This is a genomic window from Gordonia sp. JH63 (assembly GCF_009856645.1).
Taxonomy (GTDB): domain Bacteria; phylum Actinomycetota; class Actinomycetes; order Mycobacteriales; family Mycobacteriaceae; genus Gordonia; species Gordonia hongkongensis.
In genome coordinates, this window is the sequence record NZ_CP047235.1 from 2,708,387 (window position 1) to 2,725,060 (window position 16,674).

Genomic DNA, 16,674 nt, shown 5'->3' on the forward strand with positions numbered 1-16,674 from the left:
TCTCTTGTGTATCTAGCCAGGCACCAGTGGTGCCCACGTATCCGTCCTCAGGGCCGAGGCTCGCCCGCTGCCAACCAGACAACGCCGCGTCCGCGTGCACCAGGCATAGCCTCAAGCACAGCGGCACGCACCTTCTCAACCGAGTGTCCGAGCATCACGCCATACTCGACCGCGACGCTCGGCGTCCGCTGGTGTCCGGCCACGCAATGGAGAAGCACCGTCTTGCCCTCGGCGCGCAAGCCACGGACGGCATCGGCCGTGTCCGCAAGGACGAACTCGAGATTCGGGTTCTCCGCGGGATCGCCTGAGTCCACGAGCCGCGACGCGACGAACTCGGTTGCCTTGCCGAAACACGCTTGGCGCCGTCCGACCCGGCACATCGACACCACTGCGTCGGCGCCATGGTCGACAGTCGCGTGCGTCCCGAGCAGCACACCATCGTCGAACGGGTGGGGGACCGCGTCGGTGAATGCGTGCTCGGAGTACGGAACGTCGTCGACCAGCGGCCAGTTCTTGCCGTCGGCCTCGCCGCCGCGCACCGCGAGGGTTGCCAGCGCGACCAGGTCGTGCGAGTCGCTGGGTCGTCCGTCGCGTTCCGGCCAGCCGTGAATGGCGCGACGCCAGAACCACGGGACCGCACTCGCACCCCATCGGGCGCCGAGCAGGCCGCCGGCGATCGCTGCCACCGTGTCGGTGTCGTTGCCGATCCGGATTGCGGTGTCAAGTGCGCTTTGCAGGTGACGGCATGGCATCGCGTCGGGGATTGGGGTCTGCGTGATGGCCGCGACCGCTGCCTGGAGCGCAGTGACGGTGAACCCATTCGGCGAGAACGACTTCGGAGGCTCCGATGCAGCGGCGTCGAGCCATGCCGGCCACTGGTCGGCTCGCTCGTCGGGTAGTAGGTCGAGTCCGGCGCGGACGTCGAACTTACCGTCCAGAACCGCCACCCGGATCGCCTCGCACCACAAGACACAGGAATCGCCGGCGAGGGGGTCGGCGTGGGTAAGTCCAGCCACCAGCCGCGCAGCGTCGGCGAGCCCGTCCCGATCGTCGAGGTGCGCGAGCGCGACGGGTGCGGTCCTCATCAACGCACCGTTGCCCGCCGAGTGCGGATGCTGCTCGGCGTAGGAGTTCGCCTCCTCGCGCATGATCGCGCCCGCGCCGACTCCACCGCGGCTGAGCCGCCGCCTCGTCGCGCTGAGAACAGCCCGGGTCTGGATGCCGATGTCGGCCGGGCCGCCGTCGAACCAGCGCAGGAAGTTGTCGGCGATGGCGTCGAGCGCCTCGTCGCTGGCGAGGTCGGCACCGGTCGCCGCGACGTCGGCGATCGCCATCGCCATGGACGTGTCGTCACTCCATTCGCCGGGAGCGAAGTCGCCTAGACCTCCGCCGAGCATCTGGGGCGCCTCGTCACCGCGCAGGACGCGGGACTCGAACTCGTACGGAACGCCGAGCGCGTCACCAGCGGCTGTCCCGAGGAGAACACCTGCGGCGCGGTCGAGTTGGGCGGTGGTGAGGTGCATATCGTTCTTCCTGGTGAAGAGTTCGGTCGCGCTCGACGCGGTCGGTCGTCCGCGTTGAGGGCAAACCTGGGGACAGTGTCATCGAGGACGAGCTCAGTCCCGGCGCCGACCACGCTTCCGGTTGGCGAGATGATACGAGTCGCGGGTCGCCTTGGACACGTAGCCGGCACCTGTCGTACGGACATCGGCAGCGAGCACGTCAAGCGCGCCAACCTCCCCATCGATGGCCTCGCGGTCCTCGGGCGGGCAGAATGAGGCGGCCTCCGTCAGGCGCGCCCGAGCGACACCGAGCGCGGACTCGCCACCCTCGATGTCTCCACGCTCGAAGGCCTGCGACGCCCGGAGTTTCTCGGCCTGACCTTCTTGGTAGAGCTTTTCGGACTGCACCTTTGGATCGGGTATCCGATCACCCAGCTCATCGCCCGGCACCACGTTGACCGAGATGGGCAGCGTGACCGTGTGCTCGGTGAGCGTGGCCGTCTCCACGTAGCGCAACTCCAGATCGGCGACTTGAGTGACCCCAAGCGCAGCCAGTCCATCGACATTCATCTGCAGCAACAGCTTTCGCTGCTCCAGCGCATGCAGGTCACCGAGCTCGATCATCAACTCGCGCTCAGCGGTCTTGTGGACTGGGAGGTCGTTGTACAGGGCCAGCTCCTGCACCTGCGGCACGAAACGCACGGTCAGGGTGACGGCCTGAGCCGATTTGGCCAGCAACCCGTCCACCTCACCTGCGATCGCCGCCCCAGCGGCATCCGGGTCGTCGGCGAAGATGTGATTCCCATTGCCGGCCTTCGCCATCGCGGACAGCAGCGTCTCGTCGTACCCGCGGCCGTAGCCGAGCGTCGAGGTGACGATGCCGTCAGCGGCGGCTTTCGCGGTGACGCCGGCGAGGGCGTCGACGTCCTGGATCCCTTGATTGACGTGACCATCGCTGACGATCAGGACGGTCCCGCCTCGAATACCTGCCGCGGTCGTTCCGCGTCGCAGCTCCTGCAGAGCTCGTAGGTAACCGGATGACAGGTCGGTGAGGCCACGGGCGTCAATGCGAGCAACGGCATCGGTCGCGCGCTGCTTGTCTGTCAGAGGCCCGGCGGGGACCACGACGTCGGCCGCGTCGTCGAAGGTGACCAGCCCGAATACATCGGTCGGGTCGAGCTGGGTGACCACGCTCGTCAGAGCTTTCCGTGCGCCGGTGAGTGGGGCGCCGGACATCGACCCGCTCCGGTCGAGCACGACCTGGAACGCTGTCGGTGTCCGCTTGGTGACGGGCCCGGCTGGCGCCTGCAGTTCGAGCAGCACGGTCACCTCGTCGGTGGCTTCGTGGGCGACGACCTCGACATCGAGCGCAGCAGAGAGTTTCATCCGTCTTCCTTCCTCCAACCCGCCTCGATCGTGTTGTCACCGAAGCCGTAGGCGACGACGCTGCTTTTGGTGCGAGAGAGCGACGGCGGTAAGGCGACTGACGACGAACGCAGACCTGGGGCGAGAACCCCTTATGACTCACTGATGTTCGCACCGACCACTGACAGTTTCGGTCGGCCTTTGGGGATGCGGGATAACGCCGCACTGTTGTGGCGTCCGCGGGGCCAACGTGCCCCAACTCGCGGCAACGTCGCGAATCCTCAGGGCGAGCGCTGCCTTCCGCAGACCAGCCCGTCGGGTGTCCGCGAAGCGACGTGAGGTCGGAGCGAGCGGACATAGGCTGCCCGTGATGCCCGAGCGGACCGAGGAGCGGGGCCTGTGCAGCGGAGAACGGATGACGATGACGACTGATTCGGAGCACGAGCACGTCGCTGCGATCGAGCGACTCAAGTACCGCTACTGGCGAGCGTCAGATGCCAAAGACGCGGACGCATTTCGCGGCTGCTTCGTCCGCGCCGGCGCGCGGATCGACTACGGGCCGATGGGCACCTTCGACGATGCCGACGCCCTGACAAACATGTTTCGGCGGGTCGCACTGCACAAGGTCGACGGCCGGTTCGCCATCCTCGACATGCACCACGGCATGCATCCGGACATCACCCTCACCAGCGAGACGACTGCGACGGGGCGGTGGTCGTTGCGCTTCCGACAGGTGAACCTGCTCGACCGGACCGAGACGGTCATGCTGGGGGAGTACGACGACGAGTACGTCGTCGAAGACGGCGAGTGGAAGATCGCCGTGTCGAAGCTGACTGAACGCTGGCGGATGCGGCAGCCACTATCGCCGAACGTCGAGATCACTGAGGGGACGTTCGGGACCGCCGACGGCTGATTCGCCTGCCGTTCAGGGCTCTTGACGGTTGGGCTCAGATGCCGACATGTAGTTGCGTTCTACGCGGGCCGCAGGACCGCTACGAGGAACTCCGACTTCTGTGTGAACGGGCGGACGTCCCACGACTCCAGAAGAAGATCTTGAGCGAAGCCCGCGGTGGTGGCGTTCTCGAGGAACTCGTCGAACGCGTAGTCCCGGCCTGCGCCGAACCCGATCACCGCGCGGCCGTCGTCGCGCAGATGTGCGCGCAACCGCTCGAGGACGGTGACACGGGTGCTCGGCGCGAGGAATGCCATCACGTTGCCGGCCGAGACGATCAGGTCGAACGGTTCGTCGATGCCGCGGGCGGGGAGGTCGAGTTCGGCGAGATCGTTCACCAGCCAGCGCGGGCCCGGATGGTCTTCTTCGGCGGCCTGGATGAGGACCGGGTCAACGTCGACGCCGACCACATCGTGTCCGACCTCGGCGAGGTACCCGCCCACGCGTCCTGGGCCGCACCCGGCGTCGAGGATGCGGGACCCGCGCGACGCCATCGTGTCGATGAGCCGAGCCTCGCCGACCAGGTCGTTGCCCTCACGAGCGAGGGCGCGGAAGCGCTCGACGTACCAGCTCGAGTGGTTGGGATCCTCGGCGGACTTCTGCATCCAGATGCTTTGTTCGACCATGCCCGCATTCTGCCAAATGTTCCGGAGCATCGACCGTGGCGAAACGCAACGGGGCGTTGGCCGACTGTCAGGTCACTTCTGGCGGAAGTGGGGCGCTGAACGCGGATGCCAAAGGAGACTCAGTACAGCGACTTCGATGACCAACAGCACGACGTCGAGCGTGCTGGTCACTGACCTGTCATAGGTTGCTACGGACGTGATCCCGGAGACGATGCCTACCGCGCCGATGGCGGTGGCCGCCACGCGTGCCCAGCGGAAACCGCGCAGGTTGGCGTACGCAAGCAGTAGCCAGAGTCCGGCAAGTGCGAGGCAGGACGCGACGATCAAACCGGTCGCGACGTTGGTCCCGGTCTCGCTCGCGACATCTAGTGCGTCAGAGCTCCGATACGTCGATCTGTCACCGAGGCGAACGGACTGCCGCAGACGTGCTTCTTTCCTGACTGCGTCGACCAACGAGAGCGCGTGGAACATGCCGATGAGCTGGATGCTCGCTCCGGTGATCATCAATCCGGTGGCTAGCCACACCGTGGACGGTGTGGACGCGGAGCGTGTTCGCAACACTCGTTGCGCACCATGCGTGTCAGTCGTCATGCGATGACAGTAGGGCGGTTCGACGGCAGCGAGAGATTCTGTTGCACAGCGCATTGGCCCATGCTGGTCGGAACCGTGTGGGCGTCTCTAAGCTACGACTGCAGCCGGTGGCCGAACGTCGCCGCAGTCCTCATCCGTTCCAGGCAAGTGCTCAGGCCAGCATGAGTCTCGTCGATACGTCGGCTATCGCGGCTTCGAACCGCTCGCGCCCGCCCGCGGTGTTCAAGCCGCGCATCGAACAGTGCGGAATCTTGCCTGCCGGCACGTAGATGCCGGCGCGCGTGATGGCTGCACGACGCCAACCATCGCGAGCGGAACCACCGAGAAGCAGGACGATCTCGAGATTCGGGAGCAGGTTCACCACTTCGCGGGTCCAACGTGCCCCGCGCGCCCGCTCCGTCGGGGTCGATCCACCGTTCTTCAAACCGGCAACCGGGAATGGCACCACATTCCAGTGGACGACATCGCCCCAGTCGACTCCGTGGCGCGCGTACGCCTCCCGGCAGTTCCGCGCGGTCCGGTCGTTGTTGTCCAGGCTTAAAAGGCCCGACCCGCTTGTCGATTCGGCCTTGGTGGACGGGTTGTCCAGCAGCACGAGCATGCGGGCGTTGATACCGCCGGTGTCGGGGTCGACGTAGGGCACCTCACCTCGGTGTAGTCCTTCGGCATCGGCGACCCGATCGGCGAGTTCGTTGAGTGGCGCAACGTGGGGTTCACGAATCCGCGCCAGCTTCGCCGCGACCACGTTGGGGTCCGCGTTGCGTCCGTTCGCCGGCCCCATCGTTGACCTCTACGAGGCGATCGCAGGAAAGACGATCACCGAACCGTCCTTCTCCTGGACCATGTCGATGGTGACCTCCGACTGCCGTCCGGCAATCTGCACCGCCTGCCCGAGATCGCGCAGTCGACGCGTTGTGTTCAGCAGTTTGTCCACCTCGCCGGAGGAGAACATGATGTCGCGGATGCCGTGAGACCGGTCAAGTTGCAGCGCTGACAGGCGAAGCAAGACGCCGTCAAGGCGGCGATCGATTGCTTCGATATCTTGTTGCTCCTTATGCAGCACCGCAGCGAAGCGTTCGAACGGGTTCCCTTCCGACAGTTGCGCGTGCTCAACCGCTTGCAGCACGATGACTCGCCGCTTCATCGCGATAGCAAGCCGGGCTAGCTGGACGTGCACGTAGAACTCGCTGCCTTCGGCCTCTACACCCGGGATCGCCCCGACTAGTTTGTTGAGTTCGACCTTGTCGCTGTCGAACGTCTGCAGTGCCTTCTCCCACTTAACGATTCGGGACGACGCTTTGGACACGGCGCTGTCGATCGCAAACACTGCGGAGTCAAGTCCCAGGGACACCCCTATTCGCCCCTCGTCCAGGACGATGGAGGTCGCCTTCTGAATAGCACCCCGGCATGCCTCCAGCGCGTGCTGTTCGGACTCCAGGTTGTCAGCAACAAGCTTCTCGAGTAGTTCAGTGATCCTCTCGAGGGTTTTCTGACGCTGCTGGTCGGCGTGTGCGCTTACGCCAACGGCCACGGCCATCAGGACCAAGGGCGCCGCGACAGTCAGTGCCGCGGCGCCGGCACCGGCAGCGGCTGCCTTTCCCGCGGTCACAGGAACCATCGTTGCTTGACCCACGATCTTTGATCCGTTGGTCAGCGCAGTGTGCACTCCGCCCGAAGCAGTCGACGCCGCCATCGGCTTAACCATCCCGCCTGCGACCTGTGCCGCAAACTTTGCCGGTACCTGCATTCGGTAGAGCGTTTCGCCACCGTCGGTGAAGACCTGCGGCGTGTTCTTTACAAGCTGTGAGAGCTGCTGCGCCAACGGACTCACACCGTGCAGGTGGATACCCTTCGACCGATCGAGGGACTCGGGTGCCGTATGAGCCTCCAGCGTCGTCAGGGGCGTCTCGCTTAACTCGGCGAGCGCGCGTCGAAGCCCCGCGAGTCGATCAGGAGTTAGCGCTGTGTCGCTCAGAACAGCGGGGATGTCCGCCTCATCCGTTGCCAGCGTCCACACCGGCACCTCTACGAGCTCCTTGGCCATCGAACCTCCATCTGCGTGGTGACCAAACGAATGTAGCGGACAAGGCGGACACAATCGCAGTTCGTCTGAACGGGGGACAGAACCCACTCCTACTGAACAGACACGAGATCCTCGGGCTACGGAAGGCAAAGTGTGCACGCGTGATCGCGCAGGCTAGCTTTGCACTTCGGGTCCGATCACACCCACGTCGTTGATCAATTGCCCATAAACAGGTTTGGAAATCTACTCCGGGATCCGGCTGATCGTACTCTTCAAGAAGTCTGCAGCCTCGCGACAAATCTGAGCCGTAGAGGGGGCGTCGCCGCCAAACTTGATAACTGATGTGACTACGACTGCATCTCCGGAACGCACATAGACTGCGCAGTCGGACGGTGCTATCGAACCAACAAGTACTCTACGGCCCTGCATTACCAGATCTGAAAACCATTCCGTTCCTGAGCTGTTCAGGGCCTTATGTCCGTCCAACCCATCCTGTGGGTGCACAATGTCGCCGACGTACTGCGAGATAGCTGACAGGTTATCGTCGACAAAAGTCCATTCACAACCGCGAGCTGTCTGGAAGTCAGACGCAGCAGCGTCACTGACAGATGATGGGTTAAGGCCAAAGTTGCGGAGCACTTCCGTCGGTACTTGAGTGCACGGCTCATATGGACTTCCATCGTTGTTGATACTCCAGCGATTTGGGAAGTCGGTATCGAACGGAAGCCTCAGTCCTGCATCGTCCGTCTGCCGAATGGTCTGTATCGGAGTCGAAGAACTAGGTGACGATGTGATGGCTGCCGGATCGCCATTGGTAGAGCATCCACTGGCCAGGCTGGCCGCAACGACACAAATCGAGAAGCGACCTACAGCCCTCGCGATGTCACGCACCAAGGCCTACCGCACCCTCGTTATCAACACCCTCGATCCTGTCGGCCGCCAGTCGGCACTGCTCACTTAGGCTGATTGTTCGGTTCACTTGCTCAGTGAGAGTCTCTGACAGGCGCTCAAGCGACCCTCTTAAGGCTTCGTGAAAAGAACGACCCTCGACGCAGTCGCCGAACCAATTTGCTCGAGCGGCGGGATCCAAGGATCTCGCCGCCTCCGCTAGCTGCGATGCCGCTGAATTCGCCGCAGCAGCCCTTCGCTCCCAATCAGCGCGCTCAGATCGCAGTACCGTTGCGCGACCGTGCGGGCTGACCGGCATTTCCGGGACGGCCTGGGGCAGCAGTGAGTCGTCGGCGAATGGCGTGCTCATGGGTCCCCCTCCCGGTGACGGACCCGTGCTGGGGCCGACTCGTCGAACAGACTAGTACGACGCGGGGTCATTGTGACGGGGGCCGCCGAGTTGTGGACGAACTCGCGACATGTGCGTAGTGGCGGATTCTGATTCCACCCAGCACGGGGGCTTGAAGCAGAAACGACATTCCGGAGTCTTCGCCGGGCGGAAATGGGACGGCACGCAACCTGGCGTGTCACCGCGAATACGGGTTCAGCCGACCTGTGGACACCACCGCGAGAACTCGAGCTTCATGATCTAGCATCAACCGGCACACGGTGATGACTGCGGGGGAGTCCGGTGATGACGACATATGTCGATGAGGTGCGGGCGTATTTGTCCGGTTTCGGCGATCCACCTCGGCTCTACGATGCCCTCCGCGATGCCACCCTCGCGGTTCCTCTCGACCTCCACGGCCGCCTGTTCACGCTGGTGGAGGCCGGTATCCCGTGGATGCTGGCGTTCACCACACCGGAGCGCCTACGCGAATTCGCCGAGCTCACCGATCGCGACCTGGACGAGGTCCGCTACCTCGACGTTCCCGGGCATGCGCTGATCGACCGCGTCCTCGATCAAGCCCCTGAACCCACCGGCCTCGTCGTCGATCCCGCGACACCGTCGACGATGACGATCCCGCCATCCCGCGAGCTGACACCGCACTGTTACTACGACGACGAGGGCGAGGTAGTCCGATGACTGAAGACCTGCACGTCGAGCCCTCAGCCCTCGACAAAGCCAGCGCCGGCATCAACGGCGTGATCAACGGGCTCGCCGACACCGGGGTCGGTTCGGACTACAGCGCCGCGCTCGGTCGCGGATACGGCGACCTCGACCTCGACGGCCGAACCATCGGACATGCCGACCCGAAGAGCGGACTCGAGGACTACTGCGACCGCTGGGAGTGGGGTGTTCGAGCCCTGGTGACCGGGGCGGCTGAGTTGTCGAAAGGACTCGGACTCGGAGCGAGCCACTACGAACGTGAAGAGAAGTGGGCGGGTGACCAGCTCAAGAACTTTGCGATGGACGTGTTCGGCGACCCGAGCCTCACCCCTGACGAGATCAAGGACATGTCGTGGGGCGATCTGTGGGAGCACAACAAGAACGCCATCACCGATCCGCAGTGGGCCCTGACGCCGGAAGAGATGCGGAAACACCAGGAGCTCGGTGAGCAGCTCCGAGGGACGGTGGTCGAGGACCTCGAAACCATCGCACGCCACCAGGTCGATCCGTCATCGCTCGTCACCGACACGATCGACGGCTTCGAGCGTGACGGGTTCACCGCCGACTCACCGGGCTCCGCTGAGAGCGAACCAATTGGCACGCCGGAGACGAAGTAAGTGGGGCTTTTCGACGCCCTCGAGGGTGGCAAGGAGGTCGTCGGGGGACTCGTCGACGGCGCCACGGAGCTCCTCGGCGGCGGTTTGCGCGCCGTCGGCCTCGACAGCATCGCCACCAACGTCGAAGACTTCGGTCACGACGTCGCCAACTCGTTGGGCGCCATGCCCGACGAGAAGAATCTCGACGAGACCAGAGACCCCAGGGAGCTGATCCTTGGTGATCCGGCCGGAATCACCTCGCTCGCTGCGAAGTTCACGGGTTTCGCCGGGAACTTCGTCACCGCAGGCGAGGGCCTGCGCGCCATTTCGGTGGACGACTGGTCGGGCGACGGCGCACAAGAGTTTGCCGATGCGATCGGCCGCCAGGTTCCGCCATGGTTCGCCGCCGGCGACGCCGCGGCCAAAGCCGCTGCAGCACTCACAGGTTGGGCCGGCGTCGTCACCTTTGCGCAGCAGAAAGCCGCCGAGGCCGTGCGCATCTGGGAAGAGGGCGAGCGCAAACGGGACGAATGGGTCACCAACGCCAGCATCTACAACGACGAACTCGACGACTACAAGAACGATCGACGCGACACCCCGCCCACCCATCCTGGACCCGACCCGTGGCCCGGTTACAAAGCCGAGGCGGAACGAGTCCTCAAAGTCGGCCGCGACCACCGCAACTCGTCGGCCCCGGGCGTCAAGGCCGAACTGAGCGGCGCCGCGAACATGGCACCGCCGATGCCGTCCGCGTTCGATCAGGCGCGCATGACCGCTACCGATGTCGGGACCGCCGCCGTCACCGGCTTCAACCACTTCGAGGCAGGTCTCATCGGGTCGGTCACCGAGGTGGTGAGGGGGCTGAACACGATGCTCCCGCAGAACCCGTACAACGTCGCCAATCCGCACAACTACATGCGCAACTCGGCGACCATGGTGGCGGGGATCGTGCACCAGGTCGCTCATCCCGACGAATTCGTCCGGAACTTCGCCGGATCCGGGTGGTCGACCGATCCGTCCCAGGCACTGGGCAACGTCATCGGCAACACGGCCATGATGATCGCCCCGGGTCCGAAGGGCGGCGGTATGTTGACCGGCTTCATGAAGGCCGGTCGCCACATGCCGTCGACGCCACCAACCCCACACATCAACCCGACACCACGTCACCCAGGCGCCCCGCCCGCGTCACCACACCCGACGCCCGCGCCACACGGATCGTCGCCGAACACGCCTGGTGCCAGTCCCAGTGCCGAGGTGCCCGGACGACAAGGTCCCGACCTCGGTGTCGACCACAACGCGCCTCCGGTCCCCAGAGCCGACGGTCCCGCACCGGAGGCCCCGGCCCCCGAGTCACCGGCGCCCGCCGGCTCACCGAATCCGGCGCCCACCCCCGACGCCGGCGCACCTTCGCCGGATGCCGTCGACACTCCGCCCAGCGGGGGAGCACCAGAACCGCCCACACCACGCCCTAACGCAGCGTCCCCGGACCAGCCCGTCGCCGGCGGACCTGTCGACGGTACCGGCCCACTCGCGCCCAATCCGGATACGCCGGCACCCACTCCGAAACCTGAGCCCGCTTCCTCGCCCGTCTCCGACGGACCGGGATCTCCGACGCCGGGACCTGCGGACAGTGCCTCGGCACCACGAAACCTAGGTGACGACGACCCGCCCGGACCCAACCGTGGCGACACCACCACTCCCGCAGCCGCACCCAGTGGCGACCACTCACCCGGCCAGTCCACTCCCGGACACAACGCCGCCGACCGCGATGGCGCACCGAACCCGACGCCCCATGAACCGTCGGCGCCCAAGCCCGACGAGCCCGTCGTCGACCGGACCCCAACCCGGCACGACGAGCCGATCGGCGGGCACCCACCCAAAGCCGACGAACCAGCAAGTCCCACAACACCTCACACGCGACCCGACCCAGACGCGCCTGGTCCACGCCCCACGCCGGCCTCGATCCATCCCGACGCGCCGACAATTCGACCCGACGTCGTCGAAACCCCAACGCGCACGCCTGACCACGCCGACACGCCCGCAATGGGACCCGTAGCGCCGGTCGCCGGGCACCTTCCGGTGTCGACGCCACATGCCACACCCGATCCCGCGCAATCGAAACCCGCTCCGACGTCGGCTGGTCCCGGCGCCCCGGCGCGTGCGGATGCTCCCACGACACCGCCGCGCGCACCCGATCAGACCCCGGACCGCACGCCGCCTGCGCGCACCAATCCGGAATCGACGACACCGCGCGACCTGGACCGCGGCCGTCCGGTTCAGTCGAACACCCATCACGTGCCCGAACCCACCGTGCGGAACACGCCGGACACAACACCTAACCCGGCGCGCACCGGACCCGACGACCGTCCGATCGCGCCGACAGTGATTCCCGACCGCCCGTTCACACCGGAACGCCCGTCACCGGCCGGCCCACGTCCGGCGAGCCCCGATGCACCGTCGTCGCCGCGCGACCCCGCCCCAGATAATCGACCCGACGGCGACAACCCGGACGTCGATAACTCCGCCCCGGACAACGACACCGGCGAACCGATCGACCCCGCTCACCCCGAACGCACCGACGCGGGCTCGACGGAACGTGCCGACACCAGCGAGGGCAACGAGACGCCCGAGCAGTGTCGGAGCAACGGCGAACCCGTCAACGTCGCGACCGGCGAATACTTCCTTCCCCTGACCGACGTCGACCTTCCCGGCGTCCTGCCGCTCCGACTGACCCATCGACATCGGTCGCGGTATCGGTGGGGTCGATGGCTCGGACCGACGACACCGTCGACCTTCGACGCCCGCGCCATCGTCTCCGACGACCTGGTGACCGTCGTCGACGCAGACGGCACGATGACGAATTTCCCGAAGCCGCAGGATGACTCCGTGTCGCGGAGCGTGAACGACACCGACTGGGAACTGCGAGCAACGGCGACAGACGGCTACCAGCTGACCCATGTCCGCACGCTCATCAGCTGGTTCTACATCCCCATCCCGGAGCTCAACGGCGTCGACGTCGCGGCCGGGAGCATCGCCGTCTCCGCGATGACCGACCGGCATCACAACCGCATCCGCTTCGTCTTCGACGAGCACGGAAGACCCTCGGCGGTTGAGCATTCCGCCGGTTACCGTATCGATGTGCAGTGCGACGGCGCTCGGATCCTTGGCTACCGCCTGGCCGCCGGGGTGGACGGGGTTCCGGTCGACCAGCAACTGTGCACCTTCGCCTACCACCGCGGTCATCTCGCAGCGTCGAGCAACGCCGTCGGTGCGACAACGCATTTCGGCTACGACGACGCCGGGCGGATGACTTGGTGGCGTGACTCGATCGGGATGGAGTACTGGAACCGGTACGACGACCTGGGTCGTGTGACCATCCAGTCCGGCATGAACGGAGTGTGGTCCGGGCGGTTCGACTACAGGCTGCGGACGGCGGACCCCGGGTCGATGACGACCTACACCGACGCCGTCGGCGCGACGACGCTGTACGGCATCGATGCAGACAATCGGGTGCGGCAGGAGATCGACGCGCTGGGTCGGATCACCAGGATCGACTACAACGACAGTCGACAACCTATGGTGCTCACCGGTGCAGATGGACTCTCGACACGACTGCACTACAACGCTTTCGGTGATGTCGAGCGGATCGTCGGACCCGACGGCGCAGCGACGGAAGTGAGTTACGCGGGTCCGGGACGGCCGGATCGGATCGTCGAACCGGGCCCGGTCACCACGCGTATCGCGTACACCGACAGTGGAAGTCCGCTGACGGTGACCGACAATGCCGGCGCGGTCACGTCGTATACCTACGACGAACACGGCGCACTGACGTCGCTCACGGATCCCGACGGCGTGACGGTTCGGTACCGCAACAACGCGGCCGGACTACCCACCGAGATCATCGACAAGCTCGGCAACACGACGCGGATCGCGTACGACGCGTTTGGGCGGCCGGGCGAGGTCGTCGACGCCGAGGGCGCCAGAACCACCGTCGGGTACGACGCGATGGGCAACCGGACCAGTCTCATCGCTCCCGATGGTGGACAGTCGCGGTGGGAGTACGACGGCGAGGGCAATTGCGTCGCCTACGTCGATCCGGTCGGCGCGACCACGCGTTGGGAGTACGGCCACTACGACCTGCCGGTCGCGCGGATCGATGCTGATGGTTCGCGGACGGAGTTCACCTACGACACCGCACGCCGGCTCGTCGCGGTCACCAACCCCGACGGTCTGGTGTGGAGCTACTCATACAACCCGGACGGGTCGTTGCAGTCCGAGATCGACTTCAACAACGCGACAACCACCTACACCTACGACGCGGGCGGGCGGCTCGCCACGCGGACGAACGCGGCCGGGCAGACTGTAGCGTTCGAGTACGACGCGGCCGGTCGTGTTGTCGCCGAACGTAGTTCCGACCCGCTCAACCCCGTCTTCGACGGAGAGGTCACCGAGTACAGCTACGACCTCGCCGGGTGGCCGGAGAGTGTCGTTGGCCCGTTCGGACGGTGGCACGCGACGTATACGGCGGCGGGCATGCCTCTACTGACCGGCGTGGATGACGGATCCGCCGACTGGGTGATCGAGTCGGGGTGGACGGGCGCGGGCCGTCTGGCTGCGGTGACGACGCCGACGGCGGTGCACACGCGCTACGGGTATGACCCGCGCGGCGTGCTTGACTTCATTTCGACGGCGGGTCGTACCTGCGACATCACCACCGACGCCTCCGGTCGCGAGCAGCGTCGACGCTTCGAGGGCACGGCCATCGATTCGTCGTGGGATTCGGTCGGACGGCTCATCGGGCGGTCGATTGCGACGGTCTCTGCCAATCCGGCGACGCTGAACCTCGGTTCGAGTGGATCGGCCGGCGGGGGACCGGAACGCACCGTCGCACGAGCCGAGTACACCTACCGCGCCGACGGCATTCTCACTGCTTCGACGACGACACTCGCCAATCGTGGCCAAACCGACTACCAGGTCGACGCGCTCGGACGGATCACGGCGGCGGTCAGTCCCGCCGGCACAGAGCAACTGACCTACGACGCGACCGGCAACATCACCGCCTACGGGATCAGTGGCTCGCGTCCGGGGACCGCTCAGCCCCCGTCCCCTGAGCTGCGAGGCGGCAGTCAGCCCCTGCTCCCTGAGGTGCGAGGCGCTAGCCAGCCCCTGCTCCCTGAGGTGCGAGGCGGCAGTCAGCCCCCGCTCCCTGAGGTGCAAGGCGCTAGCCGAGCCTCGAAGGGTCCCCGATGGCGATACTCCGGCACCCTCCTCGTCGATGACGGCCGCACGTCGTACCGCTACGACCCCGCGGGTCGCCTCACCTCGACGAGCCGCAGGCGACTGTCGCGCAAACCTGAAGTGTGGCGGTACGTCTGGGACGCTCACGATCGGATGCGTAGCGTGACCACTCCCGACGGGACGACGTGGTCGTATACCTACGACCACCTCGGGCGACGCGTGAGCAAGACCGATACGGCAACTGGGGCAATCACCAGGTTCCACTGGCACGGCGAGCAGATGGTCGAGCAGACAGAGGCGATGTCACACGCGCCAGACGAACGGTCCATCGCCGGCCTCGCGGCGACTAGCTGGACGTTCGCACCAAACGCGTACACACCTCTTGCGCAGACGCGCAGTACGGAATCGATCACGCCGTCAGGGCAGCGTTGAGCACAAAGAGAGTGCGCCTGACGGGGAGGTGAGCCTCAACCTGGGCGCGCCTACGTATGCACCGTCCAAGCCGGTCGAGTGGACGCAGACCGAGGTGGACCGAGAGTTCTTCGCGATCGTCACAGACCAGGTCGCGACGCCAACTGCACTGGTCGACCCGCACACCGGCGAAGTCGCCGGGCATGCCACACGAACGCTTTACGGCGAGAGCACTTGGGTGGGCTCGTCGACGCCATGGGCGTTTCCCGGCCAGTACGTCGACTCTGAGAGCGGGCTGCACTACAACCGACATCGTTACTACCACCCGGGCACGGGACGCTACGTAAGTCCAGACCCGTTAGGGTTGGCACCCGCGCCGAATCCCCATATATATCCCACAAACCCAGCTATTAGTTGCGACCCTGCCGGACTCGCACCTTGCTCGAGCGAGGAGATCGTCCGCCGATACGGCCCGCATGAACAGGGCCCATTGAAGGAAAGTATGGCGGAAACTTTCCGCGGCAGTGGTTACACAGAAAAGGTAACTACGGCGCCAATGACTCTCTATAGAACCTACACCGAAGGACAATTCCCTCTTGGGCAGTTCTGGTCACGCGACCGTCCACATGGACCAATGCAGGCTCGCATCGACAGCGCCCTGAACCCAGAATGGGGTAACGAGGCAACGGCTATCAGTGCCATCGAGGTTCCGGCAGGAGTGCGGTTCTTCGAAGGAGCAGTTGCGCCGCAGGATATCTACGGTGGCGGTGTTCTGCTCGGAGGGGGGAATCAGATCGTCTTCGAACCGGATTTCTTTGTACCTATGGACTGGCTACGTTAGTTAATTTGTGAATGACAGAAAGAGATTCAATGCTTGATAATATCTGCGATCTGGCCCGCCGGGGCTTGACGGAATTCTTCACCACCTACTCGGAGTCTACAGTAATATATATCGAACTGCCGGACACTCCTCGCGGCAGGTCACTCGACACCTACTTCTTTTTGGAGTCAATAGAGATTCGCGAGAAGAACGCGATCTACGCTGACCTAGGCTATACGTGGTACTTCACGGCGCGCCCGACCCGCGTGGAGCTGTCTGACGACCTCTTCGCGCTAACCATCGAAGGCGACAATCTACAATTCGGATCCTCCAGCATGGAGCGCTTCTACGAACAGGGGTTTATTAGGTTCTACGTCACCCCAGATACACCCACTACCAAACAAGCGCGTGAACGCGAAGAAGGAGTCAGACTGAGGAACCTGCTAGCCGAGCTCAACACGTGACGTTCTGTCAGTCGAAATGGATCCGCTCGGTCGACTGTGCAGGCTTCGAGCAGGTCAGAAGGGCCCGCGGCATCCCGGTCGGGGGCA

13 protein-coding genes and 1 pseudogene are annotated in these 16,674 nt (G+C 65.1%); 7 read left to right on the top strand and 7 right to left on the bottom strand.

Annotated elements, in window-relative coordinates; genetic code table 11:
- Nucleotides 1–47: 47 nt before the first annotated feature.
- Both GR168_RS12120 and GR168_RS12125 read right to left on the bottom strand, forming a co-directional pair.
- A complete protein-coding gene (locus GR168_RS12120) occupies nt 48–1,523 on the bottom strand; it encodes an ADP-ribosylglycohydrolase family protein (RefSeq protein ID WP_159370833.1) in 1,476 nt (491 codons plus the stop codon).
- Nucleotides 1,524–1,616: 93 nt separating this feature from the next.
- Nucleotides 1,617–2,888, bottom strand: a complete 1,272-nt coding sequence (locus tag GR168_RS12125) for a VWA domain-containing protein (RefSeq protein ID WP_159370834.1) — start codon at nt 2,886–2,888, stop codon at nt 1,617–1,619.
- Between the two features lie 400 nt (nt 2,889–3,288).
- Between GR168_RS12125 and GR168_RS12130 the strand changes: the two genes are divergently transcribed.
- Complete coding sequence (locus GR168_RS12130; RefSeq protein WP_159371913.1) at nt 3,289–3,780, top strand: nuclear transport factor 2 family protein; 492 nt, start codon at nt 3,289–3,291, stop codon at nt 3,778–3,780.
- Nucleotides 3,781–3,839: 59 nt separating this feature from the next.
- On the opposite strand, the gene GR168_RS12135 is transcribed toward GR168_RS12130, so the two are convergent.
- The 5 genes from GR168_RS12135 to GR168_RS12155 form a co-directional block, all read right to left on the bottom strand.
- Complete coding sequence (locus tag GR168_RS12135; protein ID WP_159370835.1) at nt 3,840–4,445, bottom strand: class I SAM-dependent methyltransferase; 606 nt, start codon at nt 4,443–4,445, stop codon at nt 3,840–3,842.
- 72 nt (nt 4,446–4,517) lie between these two features.
- Entirely contained in the window at nt 4,518–4,949 is a 432-nt protein-coding gene (locus tag GR168_RS12140) for a hypothetical protein (RefSeq protein WP_159370836.1), read from the bottom strand.
- Nucleotides 4,950–5,187: 238 nt separating this feature from the next.
- A complete protein-coding gene (locus GR168_RS12145; protein ID WP_159370837.1) occupies nt 5,188–5,817 on the bottom strand; it encodes a uracil-DNA glycosylase in 630 nt (209 codons plus the stop codon).
- 9 nt (nt 5,818–5,826) lie between these two features.
- Nucleotides 5,827–7,080 (bottom strand): hypothetical protein, encoded by a 1,254-nt coding sequence (locus GR168_RS12150; RefSeq protein ID WP_159370838.1) that lies wholly within the window; start codon nt 7,078–7,080, stop codon nt 5,827–5,829.
- A gap of 222 nt (nt 7,081–7,302) precedes the next feature.
- A complete protein-coding gene (locus GR168_RS12155) occupies nt 7,303–7,950 on the bottom strand; it encodes a DUF3558 family protein (protein WP_238994889.1) in 648 nt (215 codons plus the stop codon).
- 691 nt (nt 7,951–8,641) lie between these two features.
- Between GR168_RS12155 and GR168_RS12160 the strand changes: the two genes are divergently transcribed.
- The 6 genes and pseudogenes from GR168_RS12160 (at nt 8,642) to GR168_RS12175 (ending at nt 16,587) form a co-directional block, all read left to right on the top strand.
- Nucleotides 8,642–9,034: an SseB family protein gene (locus GR168_RS12160; RefSeq protein WP_159370839.1), complete on the top strand. Its 393-nt coding sequence runs from the start codon at nt 8,642–8,644 to the stop codon at nt 9,032–9,034.
- Nucleotides 9,031–9,675, top strand: coding sequence for a hypothetical protein (locus tag GR168_RS12165; RefSeq protein ID WP_159370840.1), 645 nt, complete (start codon nt 9,031–9,033; stop codon nt 9,673–9,675). The genes GR168_RS12160 and GR168_RS12165 overlap by 4 nt, the downstream gene beginning before the upstream one ends.
- Nucleotides 9,676–15,324: a putative T7SS-secreted protein gene (locus GR168_RS12170; RefSeq protein ID WP_343212988.1), complete on the top strand. Its 5,649-nt coding sequence runs from the start codon at nt 9,676–9,678 to the stop codon at nt 15,322–15,324. It abuts the gene before it with no gap.
- Between the two features lie 217 nt (nt 15,325–15,541).
- Nucleotides 15,542–15,676, top strand: a pseudogene (locus GR168_RS24260) (RHS repeat-associated core domain-containing protein); the annotation flags it as partial.
- 129 nt (nt 15,677–15,805) lie between these two features.
- A complete protein-coding gene (locus tag GR168_RS23930) occupies nt 15,806–16,144 on the top strand; it encodes a hypothetical protein (RefSeq protein ID WP_238995115.1) in 339 nt (112 codons plus the stop codon).
- An 11-nt stretch (nt 16,145–16,155) separates the two neighbouring features.
- A complete protein-coding gene (locus tag GR168_RS12175) occupies nt 16,156–16,587 on the top strand; it encodes a hypothetical protein (RefSeq protein ID WP_159370841.1) in 432 nt (143 codons plus the stop codon).
- Nucleotides 16,588–16,674: the final 87 nt, after the last annotated feature.